We start from the raw sequence: 26,114 nt of genomic DNA on the forward strand, positions 1-26,114 counted from the left end.
CAGCCTTGATCCAGATCAATGTATGAACAGATGCCCCGGTTGATCGTATGCCAACCCGATGAAGACTGCGACCGCTGGCCGCAGAGGTCGGCCATTGCCTGCGCCTACAATGCCGTGTCTCCCCCGTTGCCCGTGAAGACCCCTTGAGCGCCGCCGAAACCACCCCCGACGCCCTGTCCCCGGAGGCCGAAACTGCCCGCCAGCGTCGTGTCCGCGCGGCGTGGCTGGCCGATCTGGCCCATTCCGCCCGAGGCCGCCAGCAGCTGGCGGCACTGTGCATCAGCCTGTCCGGTGCCCTGTTGATCGGCCAGGCGGCCGCCATCGCCTGGCTGGTGCAGCAGGTGCTGGTGGAGCGCGCGCCGCTGGCCTCGGGGTTGCCGGTGCTGGGCGGTCTGGCGGCGATCCTGGTGGCGCGCACGCTGCTGGGCAGCGCCACCCAGGCCGCCGCCGGTGATGTGGCCGATGCCGCGCGGTTGGCCCTGCGTGAACGCGTGTTCGGACGCCTGCTTGGCCATGGGCCGCTGTGGCTGCGCCAGCGCCGCACCGGCGAACTGGGCGAACTGATGCTGCATCACGCTGATGCGATCGAGAGCTATTACAGCGGTTTCCTGCCGGTACGCACCGAAGTGGTGGTGGTGCCGCTGCTGATCCTGGCCGCCGTAGCCTGGGTCGACTGGGTGGTGGCGCTGATCCTGCTGTTCACTGCACCGTTGGTACCGTTCTTCATGATGCTGGTGGGCTGGGGGGCCGAAGCGGCCGGCCGCGCGCAGCTGGGTGAGCTGGCGCGGATGAGCGGCCATTTCGCCGACCGCATCAAGGGCCTGGGCCTGCTGCGCCTGTATGGCCGCGGCGAGGCTGAGCTGGAGGGGATCGAGGCGGCTGCCGAAGGCGTGCGCGTGCGTACCCTGAAGGTTCTGCGCATCGCTTTCCTCTCGTCCACGGTGCTGGAGTTCTTCGCCTCGGTCAGCGTGGCGATGGTCGCCCTGTACCTCGGGCTGAGCTATCTGGGCATGATGTCGCTGCATGCAACGGTACCGACGCTGGGGGCGGGCCTGTTCTGCCTGCTGCTGGCGCCGGAATTCTATGCGCCGCTGCGACGGCTGGCCGCCCACTACCACGACCGTGCCAATGCGCTGGCTGCCGCTGCCGAGGTGGAGCGCCTGCTGCAGTCGCTGCCCGATGAGCAGGGCCTGATCGAGAACGAAGCTGCGCCGCTGGCGGTGGAGCCGGCCGAGGCCGCGCTGCCGCCGCTGCGGGCACAGGGTCTGGTGCTGCGTCCGCTGGGCGCGCCGCACGATGTGCTGCAGGATCTGGACGTGCTGCTGGAGCCGGGCCAGCGCCTGGCCCTGGTCGGTCCCAGCGGGTCCGGCAAGAGTACGTTGCTGGAGGCGCTGGCCGGTTGGCTGCCGCCGCGTGCCGGCAAGCTGCAGGTGCGTCCCGGCGTGCAGGTGGCCTATGCCAGCCAGCGTCCGTACCTGTTCCACGGCAGCATCGCCGACAACCTGCGCCTGGCCGATCCCGGCGCCAGCGATGCGCGCCTGCGCGCGGTGGCCGAGGCTTCGCAGGTACTGCAGTTTGCGCAGCGCCTGCCGCAGGGGCTGGATACGGTGATCGGCGAACGTGGCTTCGGCCTGTCCGGTGGTGAGGCGCGTCGCATCGGCCTGGCCCGCCTTCTGCTGCGTGATCCGCAGGTGCTGCTGCTGGACGAACCCACCGCGTTCCTGGATGCCGATACCGAAGCGGCATTGCTGCGCAGCCTGGCCGCATATGCACGTGGCCGCAGCGTGGTGGTCGCCACCCACAGCCCGGCGGTGATCGCCTGGGCCGATCGTTGCCTGCTGTTGCCGGAAGGCCGCCTGGTGGAACCGGCACAGGCGGTGCGCGCATGAGCCGTTCGCCTGATTCGCTGCGCGCGGTGTTCCTGCGTCATCGTCCGCGCCTGTTGCTGACGATCCTGTTGTTGTGGACCACGATGCTGGCCGGCACTGCATTGCTGGGCCTGTCCGGTGGTTTCCTCACTGCGGCCGCGCTGGCCGGTGCCGCAGGCCTGGGGCAGGGATTCAATTTCTTCTCGCCGTCTGCGGGTATCCGTGGCTTGACCATGGCGCGCATCGTGTCGCGCTACTTCGAAAAGCTGGTGGGCCACGATGCCACCCTGCGCATCGCCCGCGATCTGCGCGTCTGGTTCTTCCGCCGCGCGCTGCCACTGGCGCCGGCACGGCTGGGGGCTACGCGTACCGGCGAGTTGCTGGCGCGACTGCTGGGCGACATCGGCGAAGTGGATGGCCTGCTGGTACGGGCGATCGGGCCGCTGGTGGCGCTGGGTGCGCTGTCGGTGGTGGCGGTTGCATCGGCGGCGCTGATCCTGCCGTCGGCGGCAGTGCTGCTGGCGGTGCTGGCGCTGCTGATCGCCTTCGGTGTGCCGTGGCTGGGCGTGCGTGGCCACGATGATGAAGAAGCCGACCGCGCCGCGCATCGCGCCGCATTGCGCACCGCGGCCTTTGAAGGGTTGGAAGGGGCGGGAGATCTGGCCGCGCTGCATGCCGATGCCGCGTGGCAGCTGAAGGTACGCGTGGCAGCCAAGCAGCTGGTCTCGCGCGACCGCCGCCGTCGCTGGCGCCTGATCGCGGCCTCGACCCTGCACGGCCTGGTGGCCGGGCTGGGCCTGGTGGCGATGCTGGCGTTGGCCCTGCACGCCGCCGAACGGCAGCGCATCGCCCCGGAGATGGCGGCAGGCCTCGTGTTCCTGACCGTGGCGTTGATCGAACTGTGGGCCGGCATGGGCCTGGCCTGGCAGTCGCTGCAGTCCGGGCGCATTGCCGCAGATCGCCTGCAGGCGATCGTCGAGCAACCGCCGACGGTGGACGATCCGCAAGTGCCACAGCCGGTGCCGCAAGCCGCGCGCGTGCATTGGGACGATGTGCATTTCCAGTGGCCGGGCGCGGCGCGGCAGGTGCTGTCCGGTCTCCAGCTGACCCTGGCGCCAGGCGAACGCATTGCCATCCGCGGCGACAGCGGCAGTGGCAAGACCACGCTGTCCAGCCTGCTGCTGCGGCTGTGGGATCCGCAGCAGGGGCGAATCACCTATGGTGGCCGCGATCTGCGCGACGTCGCCCAGGCTGAGTGGCACCAGCAACTGGCGTGGCTGCCACAGAACGCACCGGTGTTTGCCGGCAGCGTGGCAGAAAACCTGCGGTTGGGCGATCCCGATGCCAGCGACGCCGCCTTGTGGGCGGTCCTCCGTCGCGTGCGCCTGGGCGACTGGGCCGAGCGCAACGGGGGCCTGCAGGCCTGGGTGGGCGAGAACGGCGCGACGATGTCGGCCGGCCAGGCGCGACGGCTGGCGCTGGCGCGGGCGCTGCTGCGCAACGCGCCGATCCTGCTGCTGGACGAACCAACCGAAGGGTTGGACGTGGATACCGCACGTGCGCTGCTGCACGATCTCTCCGGGTTGCTGGACGGGCGCAGCCTGTTGATGATCACCCACGACGACCTGCCCGAAGGCGTGGTCGATGCGCAGTACCGGTTGCGTGATGGGGTGTTGATCCGCGAACTCTGATCGAGGCATGTCCACGCGTGGCGTGGATCTACTGTAGAGCAGAGGCAGCCGATCTACAGGTTGGCTATCGCGAGAACTCGCGCAGCAGTACCGCGATCGAGGCCACGTTGGCCAGCACGCATAGCCAGAACACCCATTGGAACGCGGCCTTGCGGTGCTTGTGGCGGAACATCGCCTGGCCCAGCAGCGCGCCGGGCCAACCACCGGCAAAGGCCAGCAGCTGCAGGGTGCGCTCGGGAATCCGCCACTGCTTTCGCTGCGCCGCGCGCTTGTCATGGCCATAGAGGCCGAACGACACTGCGCTGGCCAGCACGCACCAGCCGCCCAGCCACAGCGGCAGCACGCCGCTGATCATCAGCGCGATCAACGCGCCGAAGGCAGCCAGCGCGAGATTACGCCGCCACGCCACTTACAGCGCGTCGAGGAAGCCGCGCACGGCCGGGCCGAAACGCTCGAAATCGACGAGGAAGGCGTCGTGGCCCTGCGGCGATTCCAGGCCGATGAAGTGCGCATCGGCACCGCCGGCGCGCAGGCCATCGGCAACCTGTTGCTGCTGCTGCACGGGGAACAGGATATCGGTGTTGGCGCCGATCGCCAGCGCCTTCTCTACGCGGATCTTCGCGAGCCCGGCCAGCACGTCGCCGTCGGCATACTCGGCCAGGTCGAACCAGTCCATCGAGCGGCTCAGGTACAGGTAGCAGTTGGGATCGAAGAAACGCACGAAGCGCCGTGCGTGGCCTTCCAGATAGCTTTCCACCTGGAATTCCAGGCCGAACGGATCGTCGTCGGTCTGGTCCGAATCCAGCCGCACGCGGCCGAAGCGGCCATCCCACTCCAGCGCGGAGCGGTAGGTGATCACGCCCAGTTTGCGCGCCATGCGCATGCCGGACTCGGGGTACTCGGCATCGTCGTAGTGGCCGCCATTCCAGCGCGGGTCAAGGCGGATCGCCTCGCGCTGCAGCGAGCGGATCGCGATCGAGAACGGCAACGCCTGCGCGCTGCCGGAAATGTTGACGTGGCTGCGCGCGATGCCCGGATGCAGCATCAGGATGGCAAGGGCCGTCATGCCGCCCATCGAGTTGCCGACCACGCAGGCCAGCCGCTCGATACCTAGTGCACGCACGACGTCGACGGCGGCGCGGGCACCGTCTTCGATCGACAGCTCGGGGAAGTCCAGGCGGTAGGGCTGACCGTTGGCCGGGTTGAGCGAAGCGGGGCCGGTCGAGCCCTTGCAGCTGCCCAGCGAATTCACGCACACCACGAACCAGCGGTTGGTATCGATGGGTTTGCCGGGGCCAACCATCGCTTCCCACCAGCCCGGTGCCGGGTTGGCCTCGTTGGCCGCTGCATGCGCGTCTGGGGACAGGCCGGTCACGATCAGGATCGCATTGCTGGCATCGGCCGCCAGCGTTCCCCAGGTCTCGTAGGCCACGCGCGCGCCGTGCAGGGCGCCACCGCGCTTGAACGGGAACGGCGAAGGCAGGGCGTGGAAGCGGGTGCCGGGCGGGATGAATTCGGTCATGCACGCATTCTAGCGGGGCGGCATGTGGAGCTGGCGACACGCTGGTTTCCAGCAGCGGGTGGACGCGGACCGGACCGTCGTATCCACGCATGGCGTGGATCTGCTGTAGAGCCGAGCCGATGCTCGGCTGGCGGGCGCCGGCAACCCAATCGCAGCCGAGCGTGGGCTCGGCTCTACAAGTCAGGGAAACCGCAGTTCCACCACGCCTTCATGCGGCAGGCTTACCTTCACCGGAACGCTCTGCAGGTCGCCCTCGCTGCGGTTGGCGCTGCCGGTGCGTGAGATGCGTGCCAGTACTTCCACTTCGCGATGGGCTGACAGCGGTGCGGTTGGCATCGGACTGTCACCGTCGCCCAGCCCGACCGTGTCCGGGAATCCGCTCAGCGGCAGCTTGCGAGCGGCCACCGGCATCGGCGGGCCACCGACGGCACGGGCCAGCACGAACACCTGGGTGCTGGCGGGCCACTCGGCGTTGTTCAGTGCCGGCAGCTGCACGCGCACCTGCAGCTGCGCCGGTGGCGCCGCAGCGCCAGCATCGGGCGCCTGGCCGGCGGCCTCGCGGGCAATGGCGATCTGCGCCTGCAGCGCCTGCGCGGCGCCGGGCTCAAGCCGTGGCAGCAGGCCGCTCCACACATCCGCGGCCTCGGCATTCCTTCCGCGCTGGCGCAGGGCGATGCCCAGCAGCCAGCTGGCGCGCTCGGCATCGGGTGCCTGTGCACGCGCTTGTTGCAACCAGGCCATCGCGGTGTCATCGAACTGCTTGCCGGCATCGGCCTGCGCACGTGCCTGCGCGGCTTCCACCAGCACGCCAGGATCATCCGGTGCCAATTCGGCGGCCTTCGCGAAGGCGTCTGCCGCAGCTGAGGCATTGCCCAGTTCGGCCTGCGAACGCCCGAGCAATGCCCAGCCATCGGCACGCTGAGGGTCGCGCTTCAGTGCATCCTGCAGGGCCTGCACGCCATCGCGCAGGGTGGCTACCGACGGCGTCGGCTGTACCTGTGCTGCACGCGGATCACCGACCAGCAGGTACAGGCAGGCACCGGCCACGCCCAGTGCGAACACGCCGACCACGAAACCGCGACGACCGTGGTGGCGCAACGGCGACAGCACCAGCGCTGCCATCAGCGCAGCAACCAGGCCGGCCAGCACCGGCAGCCAATGGTTCACCATTCGTCTCCTTCATCGGCCTTGCCGGCCGGCGCCGCGCCGACGGTGCGTCCCCGCCGGCGGACGATGCCCAGCACCACCAGTGCACCGGCGCCGAGCACCAGCAGGGGGCCACCCCACAGCAGCCAGGTACCCGGCTGCAACGGTGGTTGATAGAGCACGAACTCACCGTAGCGGGCGACCAGGAACTGCTTGATCTGCGCGTCGTCGTGGCCCTGCTGCATCAGCTGCAGCACCTCGCGGCGCAGGTCCTGGGCGATCTGCGCGTTCGAATCGGCCAGCGACTGGTTCTGGCACTGCACGCAGCGCAGCTGCGCGGCCAGGTCATGGAAGCGGCGTTCCTCGGCGTCATCGCGGAACTGCAGCGGCTGCGGATCGTGCAGCGGCTGCTGGGCCAGCGCCGCCAGCGGCACCATCAGGAGCAGCAGCGCCAGCAGCCAGCGCATCGGCTCAGGGCGCCGTATGCAGGGTGTTGCCGGCACTGCCCTGGGCCTTCTCGATCTTCTCCAGTGCCGGGATCAGCTTCTCGTCGACCACGCGCTGGGTCATCGCGCCACTGTACTTCCAGCGCACGATGCCACTGCCATCGACCAGGAACGTCTCCGGTGCGGCGGTCACGCCCCAGTCGATCGCGGTGCGGCCCTCGACGTCACTGAGCACCACCATGAACGGGTTGCCCAGCTGTTCCAGCCAGTGCAGCGCGTCGGTCGGATCATCCTTCCAGTTGTAGCCGATCACGCGCACGCGCTTGCTCTCGGCAAAGCGGGTCAACACCGGGTGTTCTTCGCGGCAGGCCGCGCACCAGCTGCCCCAGACGTTCAGCAGATAGGGCGCGCCGCGCAGCTCGTCGCTGTGTACGATCATTTCCGGGTCATGCAGCACCGGCAGCGCGAACGCCGGCGCCGGCTTGTCGATCAGTGCCGACGGCAGTACGTCGCGCTGCGGGTCGCCCGATTTCATCACCCCATAGATTATCAGCCCGAGCAGGCCGAAGAAGAACAGCACGCCGATCACGATGGCTACCGGCGGCAGCGGGCGGGAGGGGCGCGGGGCGGGGGACTCGGACATGGGAACTCCTACGGACGACGGAAACGGCGGTCGGCGGCGGTGATGAATCCGCCCAGGGCCATCAGCAGCGCGCCGAGCCAGATCCAGCGCACGAACGGCTTGATGTGCACCCGGACCGCCCATGCATTGTTGCCCAGCGGCTCGCCCAATGCCACGTAGACATCACCGTCGAAGCGTGCATCGATGCCGGCCTCGGTCATCACCTGGCCGCCACTGGCGTACTGGCGTTTCTCGGGATGCAGCAGGGCCTGCTCGCGGCCGTTGCGGAACACCCGCAGGTGGCCTCGATCAGCGATGAAATTCGGCCCTTCGCGATGGTCCACGCCTTCGAAGCGGACTTCGTAGCGACCGACCACCAGCTGCTGGCCCGGCGCCAGCGCCACTTCGCGCTGCACGTTCAGCGCCTCCACCAGCAGCGCGCCGGCCAGGAACACGGCGATGCCGGCGTGGGCGACGATCATGCCGAGCATCTCGGCGGTGAAGCGGCCATTGCCGCGCAGGCGCTGCCAGACGAAGCGTGCGGTGCCGAGTGCGACCCAGGCCGCAGCGGCGACGCCGATACCGGCCTTCCAGCCATTCTGCGGTGCCTGCCACCAGGCCAGCGCGCCCAGCAATACTGCCAGGCCCAGCCAGGGTGCCAGCAGCGCGAAGGCGCGCGAGGGCTGGTCACGCTGCCATTTCACCAGTGGGCCGAACGGCAGCAACAGGATCATCGGTGCCATCAGCAGCAGGAACAGGCTGCCGAAGTAGGGCGGACCGACCGAGATCTTGCCCAGCGACAGCGCATCGGCCAGCAGCGGGTACAGCGTGCCGAGCAGCACCATTGCGCAGGCGGTGGCCAGCAGCAGGTTGTTGGCCAGCAGCAGGGTCTCGCGCGAGGTGGCGGTGAAGCCACGGCGCGGATCATCGGCATCCACGCTCAGCTGGCTGGCGCGCAGCGCGTACAGCAGCAGGCTGCCACCGACCAGCACTGACAGGAACACCAGGATGAACAGGCCGCGCGAAGGATCGGCGGCGAATGAATGCACGCTGGTCAGCACGCCCGAGCGCACCAGGAAGGTGCCCAGCAGCGACAGCGCGAAGGCGGCGATCGCCAGCAGCAGGGTCCAGCTGCCGAAGGTGCCGCGCTTTTCGGTGACGGCCTGTGAATGGATCAGTGCCGCACCGACCAGCCACGGCATGAAGCTGGCATTTTCCACCGGGTCCCAGAACCACCAGCCGCCCCAGCCCAGCTCGTAGTAGGCCCACCAGCTGCCCAGTGCGATGCCCAGGGTCAAAAAGCCCCAGGCAACGTTGGTCCACGGCCGCGTCCAGCGCAGCCAGCGCGCATCCACGCGACCTTCCAGCAATGCCGCCACCGCGAACGCGAACGGCACCGCAAAGCCCACGTAACCGATGTACAGCATCGGCGGGTGGATGATCAGCCCCGGATCCTGCAGCAGCGGGTTGAGGTCGCGGCCTTCCAGCGGCGCCGGGTTCAGGCGCAGGAACGGATTGGAGGTGAAGATCAGGAAGGCGAGAAAGCCGACGCTGACCACGCCCATCACTGCCAGCACGCGGGCCTGCACCGGTGCCGGCAGGTGCCGCGAGAACAGCGCCACCGCGCCGGTCCACAATGCCAGCACCAGCGCCCACATCAGCAGCGAGCCCTCATGCGCGCCCCACACCGCCGAATAGCGGTAGATCAGCGGCAGCAGCGAATTGGAGTTCTCGGCCACGTAGCGCACCGAGAAATCCTGCTGCACGAACGCGGCGGTCAGCACCGCGAAGGCGCCGGCCAACAGCAGCAGCTGCGCGAAGGCGGCAGGCCGCGCCACCGCCATCCATGCCGCGTTGTTGCGATGCGCACCGGCCAGCGGCAGGCCGGCCTGCAGCAGCGAGGCCAGCAACGCACACAACAGCAGGATCTGACCCAGTTCGGGCAGCACTCAGCGTACCTCGGGGGCCGTCACCGGCACGTCGTGCTTGCGATGGGCATCGCCCATCTTGTCGGCCACTTCCTTCGGCACGTACTTCTCATCGTGCTTGGCCAGCACTTCGTCGGCGACGAAGACACCGTCCTGCAGGCGGCCACTGGCGACAACCGCGGTGCCTTCGGCGAACATGTCCGGCAGGATCCGCGAGGTGGTCACCGCCAGCTGTGCATCGCCGTCGGTCACGTCGAAGCGCGCCTCCAGCGAGCCGACCGGGCGGTTGAAGGAGCCCTTCACCACCATGCCGCCCAAGCGGAAACGCGACTGTGCACCGACATCGCCGCGCAGCACTTCCGAAGGGGTGTACAGGTAGGCGATGTTGCGCTCCAGCGCCATCGCCACCAGCGCGGTGGCCAGGCCGGAGGCGAGCAGGGCCAGCAGCACCCACACCAGGCGGCGACGTTGCACCGGGGTCATCGTTCCAGCTCCGTCGACAGCGGCGTCGCCGCGTCCTGCCTGCCAGCGCGGGTCTGCTGCCGTTGCTGGCGGGCCAGTGCCAGCCGGCGCGCCACGCGCAGGCGCAGCCACGAACCGAGGGCATCGGCGCCGAGCACCAGCACGAATACGGCGTAGGCGCCAATCACATAGGGCAGGTGGGTCATGGCTGGGCTTCCCGTGAGGCGCGCGCGGCATGGACACGGCCGCCGACCCAGGCCTTGCCGGTCTCGCGGTCGAGATTGTCGGCGCGGGCCTTGGCCAGCACCGAACCGGCGAACCAGAACTTGGTGCCGATCACCATCCACCACAGCGGCGCGATCATCGCGCTGCTGATCGCCGATTCACCGAACACGTTGATCGACTGGCGCTGGTGCAGGCCACCCCACCAGTCCACCGAATAGCGGATCACCGGCAGCAGGCTGACACCTACAATGGCCAGCAGGCCAGCGGCGCGCGCAGCGCTGCGGCGGTCCTCGATGGCGTGGTACAGGCCGATCACGCCCAGGTACAGGAACAGCAGTACCAGTTCGCTGGTCATGCGCGGGTCCCAGTCCCACCAGGTGCCCCAGGTGCCCTTGCCCCAGATGCTGCCGGTCAGCAGGGTGATGAGGGTGAAGCCGGCGCCCATCGGCGCGCAGGCCATGGCCAGGATCTCGCAGACCTTGATCCGCCAGATCAGCGCGATCGCGGCATACAGCGCCATCAGCGCGAACACGAACAGGCTCATCCAGGCACTGGGCACGTGGATGTAGAGAATGCGGAAGCTGTCCAGCTGCTTGGCTTCCGGCGGCACCACCAGCAGCGCCTGCCACATGCCGACCAGCAGCACCGGCACTGCCGCAAGGTAGAACACCCGCGACCAGCGGGCAGCGAAACGGTCGAACGTGGGAGGCGAACCGAGTTGGTGGAACCAGCGGACAATCGGATTCATGCGTGGCGGCTATCCAGCAGGGGTGGATTGGCTCTCAGCTCGGTCAACTCAGAGAAATACGTATTGCAGCGGCGGTGGCCAGCGGCGCCAGCACCAGCGCGACCAGCAGGCCGGCGCCCAGCATCAGCAGCGCACCGACCGGATCCTGCCCGCGTCCGGCTGCCGCCAGGCCGCCTGCACCGAACACCAGCACCGGCACGTACAGCGGCAACGACAGCAACGCCACGAGAATACCAGAGCGCCGGATGCCGACGGTCAGTGCAGCGACCACGCCACCGATCAGGCTCAGCAACGGCGTTCCCAGCAGCAAAGATGCCAGCAACATCGGCAGCTGGTCATGCGGCAGATGCAGCATTTCGGCCAGCAGCGGGCTGACCACGATCAACGGCAGTGCCGTGGTGGCCCAGTGCAGCAGTACGCGCACCAGTACCAGCCAGGCCAGCGGCACCGGCGCCAGCAGCCACTGTTCCAGCGAGCCATCTTCGGCGTCGGAACGGAACAGCGAATCCAGCGACAGCTGTCCCGCCAGCAGCACGGCCAGCCACAGCACCGCGCCGGCGGTAGCGGCCAGCAGTTGTGGCTCACGACCCTGGGCCAGCGCGAACAGCACCACCACCAGCACCGCGAACAGCAGCGGTTGCAGCGCGTCGCCGCGGCGGCGCCAGAGCAGGCGCAGGTCGCGCTTGAGCAGGGCGCCTGCGGTCTGCCACAGGCCTGGTTCGGTACCCGGCGCGATCATGCGGCACCGCCGAGGTCGAGCTGGCGGGTGCGCACCGGCGGTGCGGCATAGGCGCCATGGGTGGTGACCAGCGCAGCGCCGCCGGCGCGCAGGTGCGCCGAAATCATCCGGTTGACCAGGGTGATTCCCTCCAGGTCGAGGTTGGCGTAGGGTTCGTCGAGCAGCCACAGTGGCGCCGGCGACAGCCAGATGCGCGCCAGTGCCAGCCGCCGCTTCTGCCCGGCCGACAGGTGGCGTACCAGAGTGTCCTCGTAACCGGCCAGGCCGACGATGGCCAGCGCGTTGCCGGGCATCTGCCGCGCACGACGGCCGTGCAGGCCGCACAGGAAGTGCAGGTTCTCCAGCGTGCCGAGGTCCGGCTTCAGCGCCGGCAGGTGGCTGAGATAAGCGACATAGCGCGCACGCTCGGCGTTGCTGGCGGGCTTGCCATCGATCCGCACCTGGCCGGCGCCGGGCCGGGCCAGGCCGGCCAGAACGCGCAGCAGGGTGGTCTTGCCGGCGCCGTTGCCACCCTGCACCAGCAGGGCTTCGCCGGCGTCCACATGGAAGTCCAGCGGGCCGAACACCGGCTCGTCATTGCGGGAGAAGCTCAGGCCGCTGGCGGCCAGCAATGCAGGGGTGTTCAAGGGGCAGGGGTCTTCATGCCGGAGTGCGGTCGCAATTGTAGCGGTGAATGCTGTCCCGGTAGCGCCGGGCCATGCCCGGCGGCCGCAAGGCATATGCAAAGAGCCGCCGGGCATGGCCCGGCGCTACCGGCTGAACCCACAGTCGCAGCGCGGATTTCGTACACTTCTGGGTCTTGTTCCCCACAGTCCAGGCCGATGCAACCCAACACCAAGCTGCCCAAGGTCGGTACCACGATCTTCACCGTGATGTCCCAGCTCGCCGCCGAACACGGCGCGGTCAACCTGGGCCAGGGTTTCCCGGACTTTTCAGCGCCGCAGCGCCTGATCGATGAGACGGCCAGGGCGATGGCCGCCGGGCTGAACCAGTACCCGCCGATGACCGGCGTAGCCCCGCTGCGCCAGGCCATCGCCCAGAAGGCGCTGGACTGCTACGGCGCGCAGGTGGATGCGGACAGCGAGATCACCGTCACCAGCGGCGGCACCGAGGCCATCTTCAACGCCATCCACGCCGTGGTGCGTGCGGGCGAGGAAGTGATCGTGCTCGACCCGGCCTACGACTGCTACGAGCCGGCGATCGACCTGGCCGGCGCCAAGGCGGTGCATGTGTCGCTCGATCCGCAGACTTTCGCCGTGGATTGGGATCGCGTGCGTGCAGCGATCTCCCCGCGCACCCGCATGTTGATCGTCAACACCCCGCACAATCCGTCCGGCGCGATGCTGTCGGCGCAGGACATGCAGGCGCTGGCCGAACTGCTGCGCGGCACGCAGATCTACCTGATTTCCGATGAAGTGTATGAGCACATCATCTACGACGGCCGTCGCCATGAGTCAGCGCTGCGCTACCCGGAACTGCGCGAGCGCGCGTTCGTGATCTCCAGCTTCGGCAAGACCTACCACTGCACCGGCTGGAAGATCGGCTATGCGATCGCCCCGCCGGCGCTGACCGCCGAGTTCCGCAAGGTGCACCAGTACAACACCTTCACCAGCTTCGGCCCGGCGCAGTACGGTTTCGCCGCGATGATCCGCGATGAGCCGGAACACCACCTGGAACTGGGCGCGTTCTACCAGGCCAAGCGCGACCGCTTCCGCGAGCAGCTGGCCAGCACCCGCCTGAAGGCGCTGCCGGTACCGGGCGGCTACTTCCAGCTGGTCGACTACTCGGCCATCAGTGACCTGCCGGACCATGAGTTCGTGAAGTGGCTGACCATCGAGAAGGGCGTGACCGCCATCCCGCTGTCGCCGTTCTATGAGACTCCGCCGGCCGGCCAGCGCCTGGTGCGCCTGTGCTTCGCCAAGAACGAAGCGACCATGGACGCGGCGATCGAACGCCTGCGCCTGCTGTGAGCGGAGGCATGGACATGCAGGACCTGCGCATTTCCCTCGTCCAGGGCGACACCCGCTGGCATGACCCGGCGGGCAACCGTGAGTACTACGGCGCGCTGCTGGCACCGCTGGCCGGCACCACCGACCTGGTGATCCTGCCGGAGACCTTCACCAGTGGCTTCTCCAACGAGGCCATTGCCCAGGCCGAAGGCATGGACGGCCCGACCGTGGCCTGGGTGCGCGAGCAGGCCAGGGCCTTGAACGCGGCGGTGATCGGCAGCGTGCAGCTGCGTGATGGCGAAGGCGTCTACAACCGCCTGCTGTTCGCCACGCCCGATGGCACGCTGGAGTACTACGACAAGCGCCACCTGTTCCGTTACGGCGGCGAGCACGAGCGTTATGCCGCCGGCCGTGAGCGCCTGAGCGTGGAATGGAAGGGCTGGCGGATCAATCCGCAGGTCTGCTACGACCTGCGCTTCCCGGTGTTCTGCCGCAACCGCTACAACGTCGAGCGTCCGCAGCAGCTGGACTTCGATCTGCAGATCTTCGTGGCCAACTGGCCGTCGGCGCGCGCCTATGCGTGGAAGACCCTGCTGCGCGCGCGCGCGATCGAGAACCTGTGTTTCGTGGCGGCGGTAAACCGCGTCGGCGTGGACGGCAACCAGCTGCACTACGCCGGCGACAGCGCGGTGATCGACTTCCTCGGCCAGCCGCAGGTGGAGATCCGCGAACGCGAACAGGTGGTGACCACCACCATCTCGGCCGATGCCCTGGCCGCACATCGCGCGCGCTTCCCGGCGATGCTCGATGCCGATGCTTTCCACCTGGACGAACAGGCCTGAGCCACGGCCTGAACAACGCCGCACCAGCGCGCGCGCCTGCATCCAACGTGCACGCGCGCGCTGCTAGATTCGCCGTCAGTCCGACCGAACTGGAAGTCCTGCCATGAACAAGCCTTTCGCCGTGCTGCTGGCCCTGTCTGCTGCAACGCTGGCCCCGGCTGCGCACGCTGCCGGCAATCTCGATTGCCAGCTGCGCTACAACCTGTCCGGCTGGTCGCTGATCTACAAGACCGCCTCCGGCAACGGCACCGTCACCTGCAGCAATGGCGCCAGCATGCCGGTACGTATCGAAGTGAAGGGCGGCGGCCTGACCGTGGGCAAGTCGAAGATCACCAATGGTCGTGGCAGCTTCACTGGCGCCGTCAGTGTCAACGAACTGCTGGGCACCTACGCCTCAGTTGGCGCGCATGCGGGTGCCGTGAAGTCCAGCAACGCGCAGGTGATGACCAAGGGTGACATCTCGCTGGCCCTGTCCGGTACCGGCAAGGGCTGGGACCTGGGCGTGGACGGCGCCGCCTTCACCATCAGCCGGCGCTGAGGCGCGCCGGCTCGGCAGTTCCCCAGCTGATGCGGATGTAGTGCTGTTCGGAGTCGCTCAACAGCCGTTCGACATCGAAACCATTTTTCAGCAATTGTGCGACCGCGTCTTCGACGAGCTGCTTGCTGGCCATTACATGGCTGAAGCCGAACACAATGTAGCGACGGCCATTTTCCGAGCCGGCCTGGATGGCGTTGTCGAGGTCGCGGTAGAACAGTTCGATCGGGCGCTTGGCGGCGTCAGCATTGGCGCGGGCCTGTTCGGCGGTGATGGTGATCATGGGCATCTGCCTTGGTTAGGACAGCGCGCACGATAGCCAGCGAATCAAAGCCGTTCCCGGAAGCCGCGCACAGTGCGCTCCATTTGCAGCAATTCCTAGGTCGCAGCGGGACGCCGCCGTTGCAGCCACAAGGCCAGCAGGCCACACACGATAACGGTCGGTGCCAGCATCTGCACTGCACCGACCAGCGCCATTGCCGCACCGATCAACAGGTAGTAGAGCAGGCCGAACAGCGCGCCTGCGCTGCCGAGACAGTGTGGATAGCTGCGCAGGGCCTGGCCGAGCACATTGGGAATGGCCAGGCCAAAACCCGTCACTACCGGCACCATCGCCACGACCAGGGCAGGGTGATCATGCAGCAGTGCCGCCAGCAAGCCTCCCGTCAGGACCAGTCGTGCGGCGATGCGGATGCGCGTGGTTGTGGCAACGCCTGCACGCAGCAGGCGGCCATTGCCCCATGCGCCCAGTGCCGAGCCCAGTGCCAGCACTGCGCCGCTGGCGCCGAACCAGACGGCTGGCCAGTGCAGACGCGCAAACACGAAGGGGCCGAGTACATACCAGCTGTTCATCGCCACGTTGAACGCCGTCACCAGCAGCGCCTGTGACCAGATCCAGCGATCGCGCAGCAGTTGCCGCAGCAGCGGCAGCATGGGTGTGTGCGGGATATGTGCAGGGCGGCTTTCACGCAGGCCCGCCAGGCATGCGACTGCCAGCAGGGCAGCGATCAGCAGCAGGCCGGACTGTACGCCGACGTAGCCATGGGCGGCGACCAGCAGCGTGCCCAGTGCAAGGCCGATGGCCGGACTCAGGGCCAGGGCCATGCCGATCCAGGAGAATGCCTGCGCCAACGCCGGCCCCTGCAGATGGTCGCGCAGCACGGTCTGGGTGACCACCGAAGCGGCGGCGGCGCCGACCGCGGCCAGCGCTTGGGCCAGCAACACCGGGCCGAAGCTGCCAGCCAGCAGGCCGCCCAGTGCAGCCGCGGCAAAGACGCCGAGGCCACAGAGAAGGGCTGGGAGACGACCGATACGATCAGCCAGGCGCCCCCACAGCAGCACGCCTGCAGCGAAGCCGAACAGATACAGGCTCATGGCCTGGCTGGCGGTACCCGGCGGCAGGGCGAAGCGTTTGGCCAGATCGGCCAGGGCCGGGCTGTACAGGGTCTGCGCCAGCTGGGGAAACATCAGCAGCGCGATGGTGAGCAACAACAGGCGACGCGACATGCGGGCGCTCCACGAACAGGGCCGCGCATTGTGGTCGCGCCTGCAATGGCGCACTCTCTCCATCCTGTCATTGGATATATGAAATCGGACATGGCCTGGTTGCAGCCGGACACGCCCTTCGACGCTGATGCCTGGAGCGCTCCGGTGCTGGGGATCGCGGCGTCACTGGCGGATCACGATTCGGGTTGGCACCAGCATGCACGTGCGCAGCTGCTCTACACCCGGCAGGGCTGTACGCGCCTGACCTACGGTGATCGCATCAGCCTGCTGCCGCCTGCGCGCGCGGCGTGGATTCCGGGCGGGCTGCGCCATCGCGCGCAGATGCGCCAGGCGGTCGACTACCGTTCGTTGTACTTCGACGCCACCCTGTCGGCCCAGCTGCCCCGGCAACCGGCGATCATCGGCGTAGGTCCGCTGCTGCAGGCCTTGCTGGAGCCGATCGCGCAGGCACCATTCGACCATGACTGGCAATTGCCGCGCGCACACCATCAACTGGCGTTGTGCGTGCTGGAAATCGCCGCTGCACCGGTGGCGCCGATGGACCTGCCTTTGCCGCGTGATCCACGCATTGCACGTTGCCTGCCGCTGGCCGAACAGCTGCCGCCCGAACTGGGCGAGTTGGCCGAGCGCGCGGGTCTGAGCGTGCGCACCATTGGCCGGCTGATGCAACGTGATACCGGCATGGGCTATCAGGCCTGGCGCCAACAATGGCGCCTGATGCGGGCCATGGAGCTGCTGCTGCTCGGGCATCGCGTCGCGCATGTGGCGCAGGACACTGGCTTCTCCGCCGAGAGCCCGTTCATCGCCTTCTTCCGCAGCATGGCCGGCACCACGCCCGCCGCTTTCCGGCGCCACGCAAAAGGGGACGGAGGGGATTAAGTCGTTTTCGCCCCTTCGAGACATGGCGTGGCGAAAACGACTTAATCCCCTCCGTCCCCTTTTTAAAGAAAAACCCCGGCCTGGGCCGGGGTTTCTCATTTCAGCGTGGCCTGTGATCAGCCGCCGCGTGGGCCGCTACGGCGCGGGCCGCCCGGGCCGCGGTTGCCGCCGGGACCACGGTTGCCACCCGGACCGCCGGGGCCGCGATTGCCACCCGGCCCACGGTTGCCACCGCCCGGGCCGCGACCGCCCGGACGGGCGCCCTGTGCCGGCTTCGGGCTGCCATACGGGTTGAAACCCGGGGTTGCATGGTCGGACGGGAAGCTCGGGGCGTTGCCCGGATGACCGTACGGGTGCTTGTTGCCCTGGCCCTGCGAGCGGTTGCCGGCACCGGCCGGACGACCCTGGCCGCCTGCGCCGCCACGGCCTTCACCACCGAAACCGCCACGGCCCTGGCCGCCGGCGGCGCCCGGGCCCTTCGGCTTGCCGTACGGACGGCCCTGGCCGCCTGCACCCGGACCACGGGCACCCGGGCGTGCGCCCGGACCGGCGTTGCGATGGCCGCTCGGGCCGGTGCTCACGCCGTCCGGCACGTACCAGGTACGGAACGCGGCCGGGTTGCCTTCCGGCAGCGAGCGATCATTCTTCGGCGGGCGCTGCTTGAACGGCTTCTGCGACTGCTTGGCCGCCGCTTCACCGCTGACCGTCAGGCCGCCCTTGAAGCCGCCACCCTTGCCGCCGCGACCACGGCCGCGGTCTTCGCGGACGTTGTCGAAACGGCGCAGCTCGCGGCCTTCGTCGGCGGTGTTGTGGCCGTTGACGTAGGCGTTGCCACGGCCACCTTCGCGCACGCGCACGGTGGTCTTGGCGGCGCGGCGCTGGCCGATCACCGGCTGCAGCGTCAGTGCCGACGGTGCGCCTTCTTCCAGCTTCAGCTGGGCGCGCAGCGCTTCCACCTGAGCGGTGCCCAGTTCCACCGAATGGCCACGGGCCAGTTCGCGCGGCAGGCTCACCTTGCCATAGCGGGTGCGCTTCAGGCGGCTGACCTGGCAGCCCTGCGATTCCCACAGGCGGCGCACTTCGCGGTTGCGGCCTTCCTTCACCACGACGCGGAACCAGTCGTGGGAATCGGTGCCGCCGATGCGTTCGATCTCATCAAACTTGGCCGGACCGTCTTCCAGTGCGACGCCACGGCTGAGGCGGTCGACGATGGCGTCGGAGACCTTTTCCTCGCCTTCCGGTGCACGCACGCGCACCACGTACTCGCGCTCGACCTCGAACGACGGGTGCATCATGGCGTTGGCCAGCTCACCGTCGGTGGTGGCCAGCAGCAGGCCGGTGGTGTTGATGTCCAGGCGGCCGATTGCGATCCAGCGCGCGCCCTTCAGCGGCGGCAGCGACTCGAACACGGTCGGGCGGCCTTCGGGATCTTCGCGGGTGGTCACCTGGCCTTCCGGCTTGTTGTAGACCAGCACGCGCGACGGCTCGGCCAGGGCAGTGGCGACGAAGCCACGGCCATCCAGTTCGATCCTGTCGCCGCTCTTGACCGACATGCCGGTCTGCGCGACTTCACCGTTGACCTTGACCAGGCCTTCGGCGATGCGCTGTTCCAGCGCGCGGCGCGAGCCGAGGCCGGCCTGGGCCAGCACCTTGTGCAGGCGCTCTTCCAGCTTGAACTGTTCGGAGGTGGCTTCGCGCTTCAGCGAGAGCTTGTTACGGGGGGTGTCACTCATCAGTTTTGCTCCGGCCGACGGTTTCGAGGTCGGCCTCTGGTTCGGAATCGGCTTGGTCAACAGCCACGGTCGTCATCGCGACGGCGTTGTCTTCGCGTTCGTTCACTGGCACCGCGCGCTCGCCCGGCGCGGAATCGGGGTGCCCATCATCGAGGGGCGAAGGTGCTTGCTCATCGGAGGCCGATGCAGGGGCTGCATTGGCGGAATCGGGGGTATCACCGCCGGCCAGGCCGGCGTCATCGTTCGCGGCAACGCCATCGGCGCCGGCCGAGATGTCCGGGCCCTCGGCACCGGCCACGGCCGGTGCATCACGGTCCAGGGCCAGCTGCGGTTCCAGCTCACCCAGGTCCTTCAGTTCCGACAGCGGCGGCAGTTCGTCCAGCCGCTTCAGCCCGAAGTAGTCCAGGAAGCCCTTGGTGGTGCCGAACAGCGCTGGCTTGCCGGGCACGTCGCGGTGGCCGACCACGCGGATCCATTCGCGTTCTTCCAGCGCCTGGATGATATTGCTGCTGACCGCCACGCCGCGCACCTGCTCGATCTCGCCGCGGGTGATCGGCTGCCGGTAGGCGATCAGCGCCAGGGTTTCCAGGGTGGCACGGGTGTAGCGGGTCTTGCGTTCGGTCCACAGCCGGCTGATCCAGCCATGTACTTCGCTGGTGACCTGGTAGCGGAAGCCGGAGGCGACCTCGACCAGTTCCACGCCACGACCTTCGCAGGCCTCGCGCAGGCGCTCCAGCGCACGTTCGATGCTGCCCGGCGGTGCCGGTTCCTCTTCCGGGAACAGGTCCTTCAGCTGGGCCAGGGTGAGTGGCTGGCTGGAGGCCAGCAGGGCACCCTCGACAATGCGGTCGATCAGCGATTGATCCATCGGCAGTCAGCGCTCACTCGTTGGCATTGGCGGCGTCGTTGTCGTCGAACTCGCTGCTGAACTGCAGCGGCGCGTTGGTGTTTCCAGCGGCCAGCGACTTCACGTAGATCGGCGCCAGCGGTTCTTCCTGGACGATGTCCAGCAACTGTTCCTTGGCCAGTTCCAGCACCGCCAGGAACGTGACCAGCACGCCCAGCTTGCCTTCTTCGGCGGTGAACAGCCCTTCAAAGCGATAGAACTTGCCGTCTTCCAGGCGTCCCAGTACTTCGCCCATGCGTTGCCGCACGCTCAGTGCTTCGCGCTTGATGGCGTGGCCGCTGAACAGCTCGGCGCGCTTGAGCACGTCGTGCAGGGCCAGCAGCATTTCCTTCAGGTCCACCGGCGGCGGCAGCTTCACCGTGGCGCGTTCGGGCATGAAGGCATGCGCCACCGTGGTGTCGCGGTCCTGGCGGGGCAGGGCGTCGATGTCCTCGGCGGCCTGCTTGAAACGTTCGTACTCCTGCAGCCGGCGCACCAGCTCGGCGCGCGGGTCGGCCTCATCGCCTTCCTCGCTGACCGGGCGCGGCAGCAGCATCCGCGACTTCACCTCGGCCAGGATCGCGGCCATCACCAGGTACTCGGCCGCCAGCTCGAAGCGCAGCTCGCGCATCACGGTGATGTATTCCACGTACTGCCGGGTGATTTCGGCCACGGGAATGTCCAGCACATCCAGGTTCTGGCGGCGGATCAGGTACAGCAGCAGGTCCAGCGGGCCTTCGAAGGCGTCCAGGATGACTTCCAGCGCGTCCGGCGGGATGTACAGGTCCTGCGGGATCTGCAGGACCGGTTGCCCATGCACCACGGCCAGCGGCATTTCCTGCTGCTGGGGGGCGGGCGGCCGGGTTGGCGGGTTCGCGTCGAGCGCGAGTTCGGAAGTCATCTAATGGACATCAGGATTGCAACGGACCAGTCGCGGCACCGGGTTCGCCGGGCCAACGCCACGGAGCCCCAGGGCACCAGACACGCCGGGATCGGCGCGATTCCACACATATCAAACAGCAGGACGCGCCGCAGTAAACGGCAGCGACAGAACTACGGGGAGGTCGTCTACGTGGCCCGGCCAGGTGGTCCGGTTTGAAGCAGCGGATCTGTCGCCGGGGGCTGCGTGGCCGCAGAATCCGACGGGCTGCTGCATCCAGCCACGTGCAATGGAGTCTAGGGTAAGCCTTTGCTGCGCCAGTGTCCAGCCGGACCGGGGCAGGGGCTGCATTGGCTAGAATCGGCGGACCCGACAACGCAAGCGAGGAAATGCCGGTGTGGTATGTGATCGAAGGGTATGACGGCCAGGATGTGCTGGCGCAGCGGCTGCAGGCGCGGCCGGAGCATCTGGCGCGGCTGCATGCGCTGCGCGACGCGGGACGCTTGCTGCTGGCCGGGCCGTGCCCGGCGGTGGACAGTGAAGACCCGGGCCCGGCCGGTTTCAGCGGTTCGGTGGTGATCGCGCAGTTCGAGTCGCTGCCGCAGGCCCAGGCCTGGGCCGATGCCGACCCGTACGTGGCTGCAGGCGTCTACACCCGCGTGCAGGTCCGCCCGTTCCGCAAGGTGCTGCCGTGAACGCGGAACGGATCGAGCGGATCCGTGATGCGCTGCAGCAGGCGCTGGCGCCGAGCGTGCTGGAGATCGAGGACGACAGCCATCGTCACGCCGGCCATGCCGGTGCGCGCGACGGGCGCGGCCATTTCAACGTGCATGTGGTCAGTGAGCGCTTCGCAGGGCTGGCTCCATTGGCCCGACATCGCGCGGTCTATGCCGCGCTGGGGTCGATGATGGAGACCGATATCCACGCGCTGTCCATCCGCGCACAGACCCCGTCAGAACAGGGCTGAGTCCTTGTCCCGCACTGTCCTGGCCGGTCCCTGCGGGCCTGGCCACGGACAGATTTTCATGTCCATTTCGGGACATTCGCCTAACGGACTGTTTACAAGCCTGGATGGAAACGCTTACATTCCGCGCCAATGCTGGTAGGTCCAAGCCGTGGAGGGCGGCTTCGTGAACAAGGCAGCTATCACAATCAAAGACGTCGCACGCGAAGCCCGGGTCTCCGTGGCCACGGTTTCCCGCGCGCTCAACGGGCATGAAAATGTCGCCGAACCGGTCCGCCAGCTTGTGCTGGAGGTGGCCGCACGGCTGCGTTACACCCCGCACGCCGCCGCCCGCAGCCTGAGCAGCCGCCGCACCAATACGGTGGGCGTGGTGCTGCCTGACCTGTACGGCGAGTTCTTCTCCGAGCTGATGCGCGGCATTGACGGGGTGGCCCGCAACCGCCGCCAGCACCTGCTGGTGTCCAGCTACCACGGTGACCAGGAACAGCAGGGCGCCGCCCTGCGTGCCATGCGCGGCCGCGTCGACGGCCTGCTGGTGCTTTCGCCCTATGCCGAGAGTCCGGGCTTCCTGACCGACAACCTGCCGCAGTCGTTGCCGACGGTGTTGATCAACACCTATCTGCCCGGGCAGGACCACCCGGTGCTGAGCATCGACGACCACGCCGGCGCGATGGCGATGACCCGCCACCTGCTGGATGCCGGCCACCGCCGCATTGCCTTCATTTCTGGTCCGGACCTCAACTTCGACGCGCGCGAGCGCCTGCGCGGCTTCCGTGACGCGCTGGCGGCTTCTGGCGGTGGCGCCGAAGGCATCGAGTTGCCCGGTGATTTCGACGAAGCTTCCGGCCATCGTGCCGGTCAGGAGTTGCTGGCAGCCGGAGCGCTGCCCGATGCCGTATTCGCCGCCAACGACATGATGGCCCTGGGCTGCCTGTATGCGTTCACGCAGGCAGGGGTCCGTGTGCCGGCCGATGTGGCCCTGGCGGGTTTCGATGACATTCCACTGGCGCGTTTCGTCCACCCGTCGCTGACCACCATGCAGGTCAGCATCGCCGAGCTCGGCGACCGGGCCATGACGCGCCTGATGCAGTTGATGGACGGCACCTCCACGGATGGGGCAGGGGACAAGCAGACCCTGGTTCCCCGCTTGATTGTTCGCGATTCCACCACTCCGCCATCCGGCCGTTGAAGCCAGAGGCGTTTCTTCTTTTTTTTGACTGATCGCAGGGACCGCGCAAGCGGTTACCGCCACCCGGAGATTGAGTTGATGATGCATACCACCTTCCGCATGCCGGCGCGCCGGCTGCTGAGCACCGCTCTGGTCAGCTGCCTGATGCTGGCTGCCGCCCCGAACGCCATGGCGCAGTCGGCCAACGCCAGCCTGCGCGGCCAGGTTGCCGGTGCCCAGGCCGGCACCGAAGTGACCGCCACCAACGTGGCCACCGGTACCGTCCGCCGTGGCACCATCCGCGCCGACGGCAGCTACTCGCTGATGGGCCTTGATCCGGGCACGTACAACGTGGTCGCCAACGGCCAGACCCAGAAGGTCACCGTCACCGTGGCTTCGACCGCGACGCTGAACTTCGCTGGCGCAGCCAGCAGCACCCCGGGCTCGACCGCGGCCACCAACCTGGACACCGTCAACGTTGTTGCGCCGACCCTGCTGCAGGAAGTGCGCACCTCCGAAGTTGGCAAGACCGTCAGCCTGCAGCAGATCCAGACCACCCCGCAGGTGTCGCGCAACTCCCTGGAGTTCGCTGACGCGGTGCCGGGCCTGATCTTCACCCGCGATGCCAAGGGCAACACCTCGCTGCGCGGCGGCGCCACCAATGCAGATGGCACCAACGTCTACATCGACGGCGTGGGCCAGAAGAGCTACGTCAAGGGTGGCGGCGTGGCCGGCCAGTCCGGCAGCGCCGGTAACCCGTTCCCGCAGCTGGCCATCGGCGAATACAAGGTCATCAGCGGCAATTACAAGGCAGAGTATGGCCAGGTGTCGAGCGCCGCAGTGACGGCTGCGACCAAGTCCGGTACCAATGAGTTCAAGGGTGAGGCGTTCTACCGCTACACCGATGAAGACATGCGTGCCAAGACCCCGGCCGAGCGCCAGGGCGGCAAGGAGAAGATGGTCTCGGCCGAGAAGGAATACGGCTTCGCCCTGGGCGGCCCGATCATCCAGGACAAGGCGCACTTCTTCGTGACCTACGAAGCCAAGCGCTTCGACCTGCCGGTCACCATCGCGCCGGATGGCGCGGTCACCGGCGCTGCCGGCCTGCTGCCGCCGGCCGGTGCCGCCGGCCTCGGCCCGGCCAGCCAGCCGTTCCAGCAGGATCTGATCTTCGGCAAGATCGACTTCGAGCCGACCGACAACGACCGCATCGAGCTGACCTTCCAGGACCGCGACGAAACCCAGTCGCAGTTCAGTGGCCAGACCTCGCCGGAAGCCGGCCGTGAAGTGGTCAACACCGACCGTCGTTATGCCCTGCGCTGGAACCACAGTGGTGAGCGCTACTACAACGAGTTGATGGTCACCCACGAAGACTCGTTCAACAACCCGACCCCGCTGACGCTGGCCAACGGCATCACCTACACCGCACCGGACGGCCCCGAAGACCGCACGATCGTGAAGATCGGTGGCGCCTCGGCACTGGATTCGCAGGTGAAGGGCCAGAAGGGCTGGTCGATCGAAGACAACCTGACCCTGGATGGCATCCAGTGGGCCGGTGACCACACCATCAAGATGGGCGTGAAGTACAAGGCGATCGATCTGTACGCATCCGATGCGGCGCAGATCAATCCGACCTTCACCTACTCGCTGGGCGATCCGGACTTCCCCGATTCCATTCCGTACAAGGCGCAGTTCGTCAAGCCGGTGACCGGCGTGACCGGCGTGTCCGGTGAAGTGCGTTCGAAGTCCAAGCAGTACGGCGTGTTCATCCAGGACGACTGGCAGGTCAACGATCACCTGCAGCTGAACATCGGCCTGCGCTGGGACTACGAAAAGACCCCGTCCTATCTGGACTTCGTGACCCCGCAGCAGGTGGTCGACGCCATCTATTCGCAGGATCCGCGCGCCCCCGCTGGCCAGACCTATGCCGATTCGCTGGCACTGGGCGGCCTGGACATCAGCGACTACATCAGCAACGGCCACAACCGCAAGGCGTTCAAGGACGCCTGGCAGCCGCGCCTGGGCTTCTCGTATGACATCAACGCCGACGAGCAGCACGTGATCCACGGTGGTGCCGGCCGTTCCTACGACCGTGACCTGTTCGACAACCTGCAGCTGGAAACCACCAAGCTGGCCCTGCCGCAGCCGACCATCTACTTCCGCAATCCGGCCACCGGCGCCTGCATCAACGGCCAGGCCGCCTGCTATGACTGGAACCCGAACCTGCTCAACGGGATCGGCAACCTGCAGGCCCTGGTCGGCGCGACCAGCAATGCCGGCCTGGAAGTGGACCTGCTGAACAACAAGCTGAAGGCGCCGTACTCGGATCAGTTCAGCCTGGGCATGAGCAACCAGATCGGCGACTGGCTGACCGACGCCACCATTGCTCGCACCCTGAGCTACGACGGCTTCGCCTTCACCCTGGGCAACCGCTACCCGACCGGCCAGTTCTTCGATGATCCGCGCCTGTGTGGTGGCACCTCCCCGGGCCTGAGCCAGGCCTGGAGCTGCAACGTGCCGGGCTTCGGCAGCCTGATCATCGGCCAGCAGGGCATCAAGACCCGTGCCACCCAGGTCCTGTTGTCGGCACAGAAGCCGTTCACCAAGGAAAGCGGCTGGGGCACCTCGATCGCCTACACCTGGACCACCGCGCGCCACAACCGCGACATCAACGAGAAGTATGCGTTCGATCGCGGCCTGATCGGTGACTACCCGACCATCCGCTCCAACGGCGCACCGCGCCACCGCCTGGTGGTGACCGGTTCGTACGCGGGCTTCTGGGGCATCACCTTCGGCGGCAAGATCACCCTGGCCACCCCGACCGCCGTCAACGACTGGTACCCGGTGATGCAGGCCAGCGGCTACACCCTGCCGACCCCGCAGGCGGCCGTGCCCAACGCAACCGGCAAGTTCCTGGTGGGTGGCAAGATCTTCGGCTACCGTTCGGTCGACCTGCAGGCGACGAAGACGTTCAAGCTGGCGGGCAACACCGAGCTGTACGCCCGTCTGGACATCATCAACGTGTTCAACTTCGACAACTTCTCCACCTACAACTACGTCAAGACCAACGGCAAGCTGCAGGCCAGCTACAACGAGACCGGCGACATCATCGGCACTCCGCGCCAGGTGAAGGCCGAGGTGGGCTTCCGCTTCTAAGCGGCGCCGCCTGCTGCTGTATCCGATGCCGCCGGTCCGCCGGCGGCATCGATTGTGTGAGAACGGCAATGGCCGGCCCCGTGCCGGTCCATTGCCCACGCCGCTGCCGGGCAGGGGGGGGGCAGCGGCGTGGGCAATGATCGCGGTGTCAAACCACGTTTTTCGTGGTTTTTTAAGAGCGCATCTTGTAAACGATTTCAGATCATTGGACGGTATGCT

26 protein-coding genes are annotated in these 26,114 nt (G+C 67.7%); 10 read left to right on the forward strand and 16 right to left on the reverse strand.

Annotation, left to right across the window (positions count from 1 at the left end):
* The first annotated feature begins 143 nt into the window (after positions 1-143).
* Both cydD and cydC read left to right on the forward strand, forming a co-directional pair.
* Positions 144-1,889, forward strand: coding sequence for a thiol reductant ABC exporter subunit CydD (gene cydD, locus AC5P5V_RS10470; protein WP_061478027.1), 1,746 nt, complete (start codon positions 144-146; stop codon positions 1,887-1,889).
* Positions 1,886-3,559, forward strand: coding sequence for a thiol reductant ABC exporter subunit CydC (cydC, locus tag AC5P5V_RS10475; protein ID WP_231352210.1), 1,674 nt, complete (start codon positions 1,886-1,888; stop codon positions 3,557-3,559). Before cydD ends, cydC begins: the two co-directional genes overlap by 4 nt.
* 64 nt (positions 3,560-3,623) lie before the next feature.
* On the opposite strand, the gene AC5P5V_RS10480 is transcribed toward cydC, so the two are convergent.
* The 11 genes from AC5P5V_RS10480 to ccmA form a co-directional block, all read right to left on the reverse strand.
* Positions 3,624-3,968: a DUF1294 domain-containing protein gene (locus AC5P5V_RS10480; protein WP_061478025.1), complete on the reverse strand. Its 345-nt coding sequence runs from the start codon at positions 3,966-3,968 to the stop codon at positions 3,624-3,626.
* Complete coding sequence (gene metX / locus AC5P5V_RS10485; protein ID WP_231352209.1) at positions 3,969-5,081, reverse strand: homoserine O-acetyltransferase MetX; 1,113 nt, start codon at positions 5,079-5,081, stop codon at positions 3,969-3,971.
* A gap of 180 nt (positions 5,082-5,261) precedes the next feature.
* Complete coding sequence (locus AC5P5V_RS10490; protein WP_231352208.1) at positions 5,262-6,251, reverse strand: tetratricopeptide repeat protein; 990 nt, start codon at positions 6,249-6,251, stop codon at positions 5,262-5,264.
* The gene (locus tag AC5P5V_RS10495) at positions 6,245-6,694 is read right to left on the reverse strand and encodes a cytochrome c-type biogenesis protein (protein WP_065178270.1); all 450 of its coding nucleotides are present in this window, start codon (positions 6,692-6,694) and stop codon (positions 6,245-6,247) included. Before AC5P5V_RS10495 ends, AC5P5V_RS10490 begins: the two co-directional genes overlap by 7 nt.
* 4 nt (positions 6,695-6,698) lie before the next feature.
* Positions 6,699-7,316, reverse strand: a complete 618-nt coding sequence (locus AC5P5V_RS10500; protein WP_495215872.1) for a DsbE family thiol:disulfide interchange protein — start codon at positions 7,314-7,316, stop codon at positions 6,699-6,701.
* An 8-nt stretch (positions 7,317-7,324) separates the two neighbouring features.
* Positions 7,325-9,244, reverse strand: coding sequence for a heme lyase CcmF/NrfE family subunit (locus AC5P5V_RS10505; protein ID WP_134969230.1), 1,920 nt, complete (start codon positions 9,242-9,244; stop codon positions 7,325-7,327).
* Positions 9,245-9,706: a cytochrome c maturation protein CcmE gene (ccmE, locus tag AC5P5V_RS10510; RefSeq protein WP_134969231.1), complete on the reverse strand. Its 462-nt coding sequence runs from the start codon at positions 9,704-9,706 to the stop codon at positions 9,245-9,247.
* Positions 9,703-9,891 (reverse strand): heme exporter protein CcmD, encoded by a 189-nt coding sequence (locus AC5P5V_RS10515; protein ID WP_134969232.1) that lies wholly within the window; start codon positions 9,889-9,891, stop codon positions 9,703-9,705. The genes ccmE and AC5P5V_RS10515 overlap by 4 nt, the downstream gene beginning before the upstream one ends.
* Positions 9,888-10,658: a heme ABC transporter permease CcmC gene (gene ccmC / locus AC5P5V_RS10520; protein ID WP_134969233.1), complete on the reverse strand. Its 771-nt coding sequence runs from the start codon at positions 10,656-10,658 to the stop codon at positions 9,888-9,890. Before ccmC ends, AC5P5V_RS10515 begins: the two co-directional genes overlap by 4 nt.
* A 43-nt stretch (positions 10,659-10,701) precedes the next feature.
* Positions 10,702-11,397, reverse strand: a complete 696-nt coding sequence (gene ccmB / locus AC5P5V_RS10525; protein WP_134969234.1) for a heme exporter protein CcmB — start codon at positions 11,395-11,397, stop codon at positions 10,702-10,704.
* On the reverse strand, positions 11,394-12,137 hold the full coding sequence (gene ccmA, locus AC5P5V_RS10530) for a heme ABC exporter ATP-binding protein CcmA (RefSeq protein ID WP_429000913.1): 744 nt from the start codon (positions 12,135-12,137) through the stop codon (positions 11,394-11,396). Before ccmA ends, ccmB begins: the two co-directional genes overlap by 4 nt.
* 81 nt (positions 12,138-12,218) lie before the next feature.
* Between ccmA and AC5P5V_RS10535 the strand changes: the two genes are divergently transcribed.
* From AC5P5V_RS10535 to AC5P5V_RS10545, 3 genes are all read left to right on the forward strand, one after another.
* Entirely contained in the window at positions 12,219-13,367 is a 1,149-nt protein-coding gene (locus AC5P5V_RS10535) for a pyridoxal phosphate-dependent aminotransferase (protein ID WP_134969235.1), read from the forward strand.
* Between the two features lie 14 nt (positions 13,368-13,381).
* Positions 13,382-14,188 carry an amidohydrolase gene (locus tag AC5P5V_RS10540; protein WP_231352207.1) on the forward strand — a complete coding sequence of 269 codons (807 nt, stop codon included), beginning with the start codon at positions 13,382-13,384 and terminating at the stop codon, positions 14,186-14,188.
* A 103-nt stretch (positions 14,189-14,291) separates the two neighbouring features.
* On the forward strand, positions 14,292-14,726 hold the full coding sequence (locus AC5P5V_RS10545) for a hypothetical protein (protein ID WP_061478014.1): 435 nt from the start codon (positions 14,292-14,294) through the stop codon (positions 14,724-14,726).
* On the opposite strand, the gene AC5P5V_RS10550 is transcribed toward AC5P5V_RS10545, so the two are convergent.
* Entirely contained in the window at positions 14,713-15,006 is a 294-nt protein-coding gene (locus AC5P5V_RS10550; protein WP_134968451.1) for a hypothetical protein, read from the reverse strand. The two genes, AC5P5V_RS10545 and AC5P5V_RS10550, sit on opposite strands and share 14 nt — an antisense overlap.
* 95 nt (positions 15,007-15,101) lie before the next feature.
* Positions 15,102-16,229, reverse strand: a complete 1,128-nt coding sequence (locus AC5P5V_RS10555) for an MFS transporter (protein WP_495215874.1) — start codon at positions 16,227-16,229, stop codon at positions 15,102-15,104.
* A gap of 90 nt (positions 16,230-16,319) precedes the next feature.
* Between AC5P5V_RS10555 and AC5P5V_RS10560 the strand changes: the two genes are divergently transcribed.
* Positions 16,320-17,108, forward strand: a complete 789-nt coding sequence (locus AC5P5V_RS10560) for an AraC family transcriptional regulator (RefSeq protein WP_134968453.1) — start codon at positions 16,320-16,322, stop codon at positions 17,106-17,108.
* Positions 17,109-17,224: 116 nt separating this feature from the next.
* On the opposite strand, the gene AC5P5V_RS10565 is transcribed toward AC5P5V_RS10560, so the two are convergent.
* From AC5P5V_RS10565 to AC5P5V_RS10575, 3 genes are read right to left on the reverse strand one after another with little or no spacing between them, the layout of a single operon-like run.
* Positions 17,225-18,841, reverse strand: coding sequence for a pseudouridine synthase (locus AC5P5V_RS10565; protein ID WP_231352206.1), 1,617 nt, complete (start codon positions 18,839-18,841; stop codon positions 17,225-17,227).
* Positions 18,834-19,709, reverse strand: a complete 876-nt coding sequence (gene scpB, locus AC5P5V_RS10570) for an SMC-Scp complex subunit ScpB (protein WP_134968726.1) — start codon at positions 19,707-19,709, stop codon at positions 18,834-18,836. The genes AC5P5V_RS10565 and scpB overlap by 8 nt, the downstream gene beginning before the upstream one ends.
* 13 nt (positions 19,710-19,722) lie before the next feature.
* Positions 19,723-20,628 (reverse strand): segregation and condensation protein A, encoded by a 906-nt coding sequence (locus AC5P5V_RS10575; protein WP_005417635.1) that lies wholly within the window; start codon positions 20,626-20,628, stop codon positions 19,723-19,725.
* Positions 20,629-21,002: 374 nt separating this feature from the next.
* On the opposite strand from AC5P5V_RS10575, the gene AC5P5V_RS10580 reads away from it, so the two are divergent.
* The 4 genes from AC5P5V_RS10580 to AC5P5V_RS10595 all read left to right on the forward strand — a co-directional run bounded on the left by AC5P5V_RS10580 (position 21,003) and on the right by AC5P5V_RS10595 (position 25,895).
* Entirely contained in the window at positions 21,003-21,302 is a 300-nt protein-coding gene (locus AC5P5V_RS10580; protein WP_005417634.1) for a YciI family protein, read from the forward strand.
* On the forward strand, positions 21,299-21,574 hold the full coding sequence (locus AC5P5V_RS10585) for a BolA family protein (RefSeq protein ID WP_134968725.1): 276 nt from the start codon (positions 21,299-21,301) through the stop codon (positions 21,572-21,574). The genes AC5P5V_RS10580 and AC5P5V_RS10585 overlap by 4 nt, the downstream gene beginning before the upstream one ends.
* Before the next feature lie 148 nt (positions 21,575-21,722).
* Positions 21,723-22,760, forward strand: coding sequence for a LacI family DNA-binding transcriptional regulator (locus tag AC5P5V_RS10590; protein ID WP_005417630.1), 1,038 nt, complete (start codon positions 21,723-21,725; stop codon positions 22,758-22,760).
* A 78-nt stretch (positions 22,761-22,838) separates the two neighbouring features.
* Complete coding sequence (locus AC5P5V_RS10595; protein ID WP_495215876.1) at positions 22,839-25,895, forward strand: TonB-dependent receptor; 3,057 nt, start codon at positions 22,839-22,841, stop codon at positions 25,893-25,895.
* The last annotated feature ends 219 nt before the right edge of the window (positions 25,896-26,114 follow it).

The sequence above is a fragment of the Stenotrophomonas sp. YJH_SMC_130 genome, assembly GCF_059369035.1.